The sequence below is a fragment of the Corynebacterium sp. HMSC11E11 genome (assembly GCF_001807025.1).
Lineage (GTDB): Bacteria > Actinomycetota > Actinomycetes > Mycobacteriales > Mycobacteriaceae > Corynebacterium > Corynebacterium freneyi.
In genome coordinates this window covers 1-7,500 of sequence record NZ_KV787153.1, presented here as the reverse complement: position 1 = coordinate 7,500, position 7,500 = coordinate 1, and the positions used below count along the sequence as shown (strand labels likewise).

At 66.8% G+C, this 7,500-nt stretch carries 9 protein-coding genes; 5 read left to right on the top strand and 4 right to left on the bottom strand.

Annotated elements, in window-relative coordinates:
• Positions 1-215, top strand: a 215-nt coding sequence (locus HMPREF3121_RS12735) for a hypothetical protein (RefSeq protein ID WP_210387264.1), incomplete at its 5' end; no start/stop codon positions are given.
• 15 nt (positions 216-230) lie between these two features.
• Here HMPREF3121_RS12735 and HMPREF3121_RS08975 read toward each other — a convergent pair.
• Genes HMPREF3121_RS08975 through ychF form a run of 4 tightly spaced genes read right to left on the bottom strand, consistent with a single transcriptional unit; the run spans position 231 to position 2,411 of the window.
• The gene (locus HMPREF3121_RS08975) at positions 231-725 is read right to left on the bottom strand and encodes a GNAT family N-acetyltransferase (protein WP_070522485.1); all 495 of its coding nucleotides are present in this window, start codon (positions 723-725) and stop codon (positions 231-233) included.
• Complete coding sequence (locus HMPREF3121_RS08970) at positions 722-1,042, bottom strand: HigA family addiction module antitoxin (protein WP_070522483.1); 321 nt, start codon at positions 1,040-1,042, stop codon at positions 722-724. Before HMPREF3121_RS08970 ends, HMPREF3121_RS08975 begins: the two co-directional genes overlap by 4 nt.
• Positions 1,017-1,298 (bottom strand): type II toxin-antitoxin system RelE/ParE family toxin, encoded by a 282-nt coding sequence (locus HMPREF3121_RS08965; RefSeq protein ID WP_070522480.1) that lies wholly within the window; start codon positions 1,296-1,298, stop codon positions 1,017-1,019. The genes HMPREF3121_RS08970 and HMPREF3121_RS08965 overlap by 26 nt, the downstream gene beginning before the upstream one ends.
• Before the next feature lie 33 nt (positions 1,299-1,331).
• On the bottom strand, positions 1,332-2,411 hold the full coding sequence (gene ychF, locus HMPREF3121_RS08960) for a redox-regulated ATPase YchF (RefSeq protein ID WP_070522477.1): 1,080 nt from the start codon (positions 2,409-2,411) through the stop codon (positions 1,332-1,334).
• Positions 2,412-2,710: 299 nt separating this feature from the next.
• Here ychF and HMPREF3121_RS08955 point away from each other — a divergent pair, with 299 nt between their 5' ends.
• The 4 genes from HMPREF3121_RS08955 to HMPREF3121_RS08940 all read left to right on the top strand — a co-directional run.
• Complete coding sequence (locus HMPREF3121_RS08955) at positions 2,711-4,378, top strand: sodium-dependent transporter (RefSeq protein WP_083291557.1); 1,668 nt, start codon at positions 2,711-2,713, stop codon at positions 4,376-4,378.
• A gap of 4 nt (positions 4,379-4,382) precedes the next feature.
• The gene (gene metS / locus HMPREF3121_RS08950) at positions 4,383-4,550 is read left to right on the top strand and encodes a methionine/alanine import NSS transporter subunit MetS (RefSeq protein WP_070522474.1); all 168 of its coding nucleotides are present in this window, start codon (positions 4,383-4,385) and stop codon (positions 4,548-4,550) included.
• 345 nt (positions 4,551-4,895) lie between these two features.
• Positions 4,896-6,422: an AI-2E family transporter gene (locus tag HMPREF3121_RS08945; RefSeq protein WP_210387265.1), complete on the top strand. Its 1,527-nt coding sequence runs from the start codon at positions 4,896-4,898 to the stop codon at positions 6,420-6,422.
• A 99-nt stretch (positions 6,423-6,521) separates the two neighbouring features.
• Positions 6,522-7,500, top strand: a 979-nt coding sequence (locus HMPREF3121_RS08940; RefSeq protein ID WP_070522467.1) for a DUF6542 domain-containing protein, incomplete at its 3' end; no start/stop codon positions are given.

Below are 7,500 nucleotides of genomic sequence, written 5' to 3'. Positions count from 1 at the left end.
AAGATCAACGCACTCTAAATCCTGAAGAGCCGCATAACAAGGGCGGCCCCGGCGAACTCCGGGGCCGCCCTCAAGCGGCCGTTCAGCCGATCAGCCAGAGGCTGAACGACGCACTCGGCTACACGTTGAACTTGAACTCCACCGAATTCCGGCAGATACCAACCTCGGGGTGGAACGTGCGCAACATTCGTGCCCGAAAGCCCCTCAAAACCTAGATGATGCAGAGATCGTCAGGGCGTGCCTGCTGCTCGCGAGGCAGGCAACGACTTCCCCATGATTAAACAGGGGGTGCGTTCACCCCAGAGCGCGGTCTCCTCCAGCGACAGAAAACCCCATCGCTCATAGAAGCGACGAGTGCGCGCATATCCGGGATCTGGGTGCGAGGCTCCGAGAGTCTTCACCTGCAACAGCCGCACCTCACGGCGAACCGCTTCGTCTTCGACGGCCCTGAGCATTGCCGTGCCGACGCCGGTCCCGTGCACTGACCGGTCGACGACGGTGAGGTGCACTTCAGCGACATGCGGAAAGTGGCGATCGATCAGCGTGACACCGACGACCGCTCCCTCGCTGTTACGGACCGTCCATGTCTCCTTGGAGCGAGCTGCTTCGAAGTACTCCTCATTGGATTGCGGCTGCGCGAACCATTCGGGGACCGTGGCGAGCAACCTCGCGACATCCCCAGGCACCTGCCGGTCGAGCCCGGCAACCCATGCAGTGCTGCTCACGCGACCGCGAGAGGCGTGATAGCAGCGACCTTGTCGCGCAGCACTCGGCGCTCCAAGCGCAGCTCGTAGTTCGACTGCAAGTTCATCCAGAACTCCTCGGACGTCCCGAAGTATCGCGCCAGACGGATCGCCGTATCAGCGGTGATCCCCCGCTTGCCGTGCACGATCTCATTGATCCGGCGCGGCGGCACACCGATGGACACGGCGAGCCTGTTCTGCGTGATCCCGAAGCCCTCGATGAAATCCTCCATCAGGATCTCTCCCGGGTGAATCGGCTCGATCAGGTCGCTCTCAGTGGTAGTCGACGAGTTCGACATTGTCCGCACCTCCCTCTCTCCAGACGAAGCAGAGACGCCATTGCGCGTTGACGCGGATGCTGTGCTGCCCACGTCGGTCGCCGACCAGACGCTCTAGGCGATTGCCAGGCGGAACCCGGAGGTCCTCGAGATCCTTCGCCGCATGGATCAGTTCGAGCTTCCGCAAGGCCGCCCGCTGCACCATCCGGTCGACTCGCTTGACATACTGCTCATGCCAGATGCGCTCGGTGTCCTTGCTGCCGAACGATCTGATCACGTCACCAGTGTATAACGGACACCGTCATTAACGCTATACGTTAAACCGGAACTCCACCACGTCGCCGTCGTGCATGATGTAGTCCTTGCCTTCCTGGCGGACCTTGCCCTTGGCCTTCGCTTCGGCCATGGATCCGGCCTCGACGAGGTCGTCGAAGGAGACGATTTCGGCCTTGATGAAGCCGCGTTCGAAGTCGGTGTGGATCACGCCGGCGGCCTGCGGGGCGGTGGCGCCCTTCGGGATGGTCCAGGCGCGGGACTCCTTCGGGCCGGCGGTCAGGTAGGTCTGCAGGCCGAGGGTGCGGAAGCCGGCGCGGGCCAGGGAGTTCAGGCCCGGTTCGGTCTGGCCGATTTCGGCGAGCAGCTCGTTGCGGGACTCCTCGTCCAGTTCCAGCAGGTCGGACTCGGCCTTGGCGTCGAGGAAGACGCAGTCGGCGGGCTCGACGGCCGACGCCAGCTCGGCGCGCTTGTCCTCGTCGGCCAGCACCTCCTCGTCGGCGTTGAAGACGTAGAGGAACGGTTTGGCGGTGAGCAGGTGCAGCTCGCGCAGCGCCGCCATGTTGACGTCGCCCTGCGCGGCGAAGAGGGTGCGGCCCTCCTCGAGCACGGCGAGCGCGTTCTTGACGGCCTCGACCTCGCCGGCCTTCTCCTTGTCCTTCTTCGCTTCCTTATCCAGGCGCGGGATGGCCTTCTCGATGGTCTGGATGTCGGCGAGGATCAGCTCGGTTTCGATGACGCCGATGTCGCTGGCGGGGTCGACCTTGCCGTCGACGTGCACGACATCATCGTCGGCGAAGACGCGGACGACCTGGCAGATCGCGTCGGCTTCGCGGATGTTGGCCAGGAACTTGTTGCCCAGGCCCTCGCCTTCCGACGCGCCCTTGACGATGCCGGCGATGTCCACGAAGGACACCGTCGCGGGCAGGATCCGCTCGGAGCCGAAGATCTCGGCGAGCTTCTCCAGCCGCGGGTCCGGCAGCTCGACCACGCCGACGTTGGGCTCGATGGTGGCGAACGGGTAGTTCGCGGCGAGCACGTCATTGCGGGTCAGCGCATTGAACAGGGTTGACTTGCCGACGTTGGGCAGACCGACGATTCCAAGAGTAAGGCTCACGCGCCCCATCCTACGGGCCCGGCTTGGCTTTACGACGATGCGGTCTCCCCTGCTCCCGTCGAGGGACCCGGCATCGGGTGGGCGGCCCGTCGTCAAGCACTGCAACCGGGATGTCGGCGACGCCCGGAAGAGGGGGAAACCACCCACGACGCGACCACCCTAATGTGACGGGGGTTACATTCTCCTGATAGAAACCATATGCTGTGACCATTCGGGGCGCATTCCACCGAACATGTGTCACGAACCTTAAGATCGGCTGATAAAATCCAGCCAATTGTCCACCTGTCACTGGAGACACCATGAGCAACCAGAAGACCGGCGCAGCCGGCACGAAACAGGGCCGGGAGGTGTTCTCGACCCGGGCGGCGTTCATCTTCGCGGCCATCGGCTCCGCCGTGGGTCTGGGCAACATCTGGCGCTTCCCGTACGTCGCCTACGAATCGGGCGGCGGCGCGTTCCTGATCCCCTACCTCGTCGCACTGCTGTCCGCGGGCATCCCCCTGCTGTTCCTCGACTACGCGCTGGGCCACCGCTACCGCGGCTCCGCCCCCAAGGTCTTCCGCCGCATCAAGTCCTGGGCCGAACCGATCGGCTGGATCCAGGTCGGCGTCGCGTTCTTCATCACCATCTACTACGCGGTGATCATTGCCTACGCGGCCCTCTACGCCCTGAAGTCCGTCGGCAAGTCCTGGGGCGAAGACCCCGAAGGCTACTTCTTCGGGGACTTCCTGCAGCTCGACGCCGAGCCCCTGTCTTCCTTCGACTTCGTGCTGCCCATCACCGCCACCCTGCTGCTCGTGTGGCTCGTGGTCATCGGCATCCTCGCCCTCGGCGTGGACAAGGGCATCGGCCGCACCGCAACGTTCTTCATCCCCCTGCTCGCCGTGCTCTTCGTCGGCGTGGTCGTCTACGCCCTCACCCTCGACGGCGCGACCGACGGCCTCAACGCCTTCTTCACCCCGAACTGGGGCGCGCTGGCCGACACGTCGGTGTGGATCGCCGCCTACGGCCAGATCTTCTTCTCCCTGTCCATCGCCTTCGGCATCATGCTGACCTACGCGTCCTACCTCAAGCCCCGCTCGAACCTCTCCGGTTCGGCGCTGGTCGCCGGCTTCGCCAACTCCTCCTTCGAGGTCCTCGCCGGCGTCGGCGTCTTCGCCGCCCTCGGCTTCATGGCCGCGCAGACCGGCGTCGGCGTCGAGGAAGTCGTCACCGGCGGCATCGGCCTGGCGTTCGTCGCGTTCCCCGCCGTCATCTCCGAGATGAGCCCCGTCATCGGCCCGATCTTCGGCGTCCTGTTCTTCCTGTCGCTGGCCATCGCCGGCCTGACCTCCCTGGTGTCGCTGGTCGAGGTCGTCATCTCCGCCGTCCAGGACAAGCTGAACCTGCCGCGCGTTGCCGCCGTGCTCTCCGTCGGCGGCGTCATGGCGCTGATCTCCATGCTCCTCTTCCCGACCACGTCGGGCCTGGTGACCCTGGACATCGTGGACAAGTTCACCAACAACGTCGGCATCGTCGGCGTCGCAATCGTCAGCCTCATCACGCTGGGCTGGGTCCTGCGCCGCGGCGACGAAATCGCCAACCACATCAACGCCGTGTCGTCGTTCCGCGCCGGCCCCCTGTGGAAGGTCTGCACCTTCATCCTCACCCCGATCGTGCTGGCCATCACCCTCTTCAACGAGCTGCGCGGCCTGTTCGCCGAAAACTACGAGGGCTACTCCAACGCCCAGATCAACGTGTTCGGTTGGGGCGTCATCGCCTTCATCGTCGTGATGGCGTTCGTGCTCAGCGCCCTGCCGTGGGGCGGCACCCAATCCCTGTCGGGCCCGCCCGGCTCGGACTTCGGCGTCCCCGTCGGGCTCCGCACCGGCAAGAACGGCAACCCGGGCAACTCGCTGGTCAACGGTGGCCACCTGCCCGCCGCGTCGTCGACTGAATCCACCAACGACCGTTACGGAGAGAGGTAGCGCCATGTCCGGAATCGCAATCATCATGATGGTTCTGTTCATCGTCATCATCTGGGGCGGATTCGTCACCGCGTTGGTGAGCCTGTCCAACAACCCCGACCACAGCAGCGGCGATCTCGGCAACCATCCCAACACCACCGACGAGGATCTCGCCGCCCTCGAGCAGCAGTAACCCTCGCCCACCAGGCAGGACTCGCCCAACGTCCGCTCGGACCGAGTCGAACCTCCTCCCCGGGATTCGGTGGCCGCAAGCCACGCGGGTCGGCCGCACGTGCCAATCAGCATGTGCCGCCGGCCCGCCGCCGTTTCCGGGGTGCACGGGACGCAAGGTGCCAAGCGGGGCACGGACGTGCGGGGCCCGAAGCATGTGATGCCCCCCTTCCCGGCAACGCACATTCCCCGCCCAACCCAACGACAACACGGCCGGGTTGCCGCGCCAAACGGGCCGTTGCCCCATAATGGCGGTGTGAGTAACGACGAAAAACGCGGAGATTCGCTCTCCCGCGACGACCGCGACATGATCGACGAGTTCATCGGCGCCGAACCCCTGCGCGCGGACGAAGCGCTGTCCGTGCCGGAGGACGAACTCGGCCCCACCGCCGGATCCGCCGATAACAAGGACCGCGAAGAGGAACGCGACGCGTTGATGTCCGAGTCCGACGAGGAGTTCGTCGACCGGGCCGACGTCATCGGCGAAGGCGCCCGCTGGTTCGCCGGCTGGTGCCTGCGCTTCCTCATCGTCTGTGCGGCGCTGTTCGTCGCCTTCACCGCGCTGGGCAAGGTGTGGGCCGGACTGCTGCCGGTGCTGTTGGCGCTCATCGTGGCGACGGTGCTCGGCCCGCCGGCCGCGTTCCTGATCCGCCACAAGTGGCCCGACGCCCTCGCCGCGATCGTTTCGCTGCTGGGCGCGATCGGCATCGTCAGCGGCGTCATCGCGCTCATCGCGCCGACGGTGCGGGCCCAGCTGCCGACGCTGAAGGACCAGTTCACGCAGGGCATCCTCGAGCTGCAGAATCTGGTCCAGGGCCCGCCGTTCAACGTCAAGGACGAGCAGCTGCTCGACCTTCTCGACGAGGCGACGTCGTGGCTGCAGGAGCGCTCGGGTGACATCGCCAACACGGTCTTCCAGGGCATCAGCGTCGTCGGCAGCGCCACGATCACCTTGGTGGTCATGCTGGTGCTGACGTTCTTCTTCATCAAGGACGGCCGCCACTTCCTGCCGTGGCTGCGTTCCATCGCGGGCCGCCGCCTGGGCTGGCACCTCACCGAGGTGCTCACCCGGTCCTGGAACACGCTGGGCGGATTCATCCGCACGCAGGCCGTGGTGTCCATGATCGATGCGGTGTTCATCGGTTTGGGCCTGTGGCTTCTCGACGTCCCGCTGGCGTTGGTGATCGCCGTGATCACCTTCTTCGCCGGCTTCATCCCCATCGTCGGTGCCTTCACCGCGGGCTTCATCGCCGTGGTCGTCGCGCTGGTGGCCAACGGCTTCACCACGGCGATCCTGGCGCTGGTCCTCATCATCGTGGTCCAGCAGGTGGAGGGCAACATCCTGTCCCCGATGCTGCAGTCGAAGGCGATGAACCTCCACGCGGCGATCGTCCTGCTGTCCGTGACGCTCGGAGGCACGCTGTTCGGCATCACCGGCGCATTCCTGGCGGTTCCCGTCGCCGCGGTGCTCGCCGTGTGGCTGCGCTACCTCGGCGACCTGACGGACCTGCGCACGGGCGACAAGACCGCCGCGGACATCCAGTTCGCCACCGAAGCCGGATCCATTTCCGGTCTGCGGACGGAGGCCGCCGGCAAGGCGATGCGCGACCATCTCATGGCCCTGCGCCTCGGCGGGGGCTCGAAGGACGACGAGTCCGGCGCCGCCGATGGCACGGTCGCGGCGCCCGCGGGGAACGACGCCACCGGCGCAGGGTCCGCCGCCTCGGCGGCCGCCCGGGCGAACGCGTCGTCGTCAAGCAGCGACGAAGGCCCCACCACGCGCGCCTTCAACCGCATCACCAGCGCGGTGACGGAGCGGTTCCGCAAACGCTGACCCGATTTCCGCGCCCGACATCCCCCCGCCCGCGATTCCCCTCGCCCGACACACCGCGCCTCCGTCTCACCGCAGAGGCCAAACGATAAGGTCTGGACCGTGTCCGATACCTCAACCCGCGCCAACCCGAACGCCACCCGACGTTCGGGACCGTGGCGACTGCCCATCTGGGCGCCGCCGCTGCTGATCCTGCTGGCGGGGCTCATCGGCATCCTCGGCGGGCTGCCCACCGGCAACATCGGCCTGCCGTACCTTCTTGCCTTCGCGGCGGCGGCGATCGTCGGCACGGCGCTGGTCGATCCCCGCGGGCTGGTCGTGACCGTCGCGCAGCAGCCGCTGTTGTTCACCATCGTCACACCGGTCGTCACGTGGCTGATCGCCTCATGGTCGGATCCCTCCGTCGGCGGTGCCACTGGCTCGACGCCGACGAAAACCAGGCTGATCACCGCCGCATACCCGATCGTCCAGTACTTCCCGTGGATGGCGCTGATCCCGCTGATCTGCACGGCGATCGCCATCTGGCGATACCTGGACATCACGCGCGTCAACGCGAAGACGGACAAGGAAACCCGCCGCGAAAACGCCCGCGTGCACAAGGCCGAGGAGGCCACCACCGTGTCGGCCACCCGCGCACGCAAACGGGTCGCCGAATCGGATGCGCGCGTGCGGCATGCACGGGGCAAGGATCCTTCACGACGACCCGCCTCCGAAATCATCCAGGCCGCGGAAGAAAGGCGCCGCCGGGCTGCGGAGCGTGCCCGAGCCGCCCAGGAAGCCCGCCGTGCGCAAAAACCGGCCCCCGCTCCTGCCGCGGAGCGCCGTGGTCCGGCGCGTCCGACCGAGCAGGAGGCGGAGCAGCAACGTCCGGTCCGCCGCCGGGATCCCCGCGCGGAACAGCGGATGATGGAACAGCGCGCCGCCGCCGGCCGCCCCGCCCCGCGCCGCGCCGATGAGTGGCGTGGCGACGAGCGCCGTGCAGGCCGCCCCGCCGATGAGCGTCGTTCCGATGGCCGTCGTGTCGACGAGCGTCGTGTCGAGGGGCGCCGTGCCGGCCGCCCCGTCGACGACCGTGCCGCAG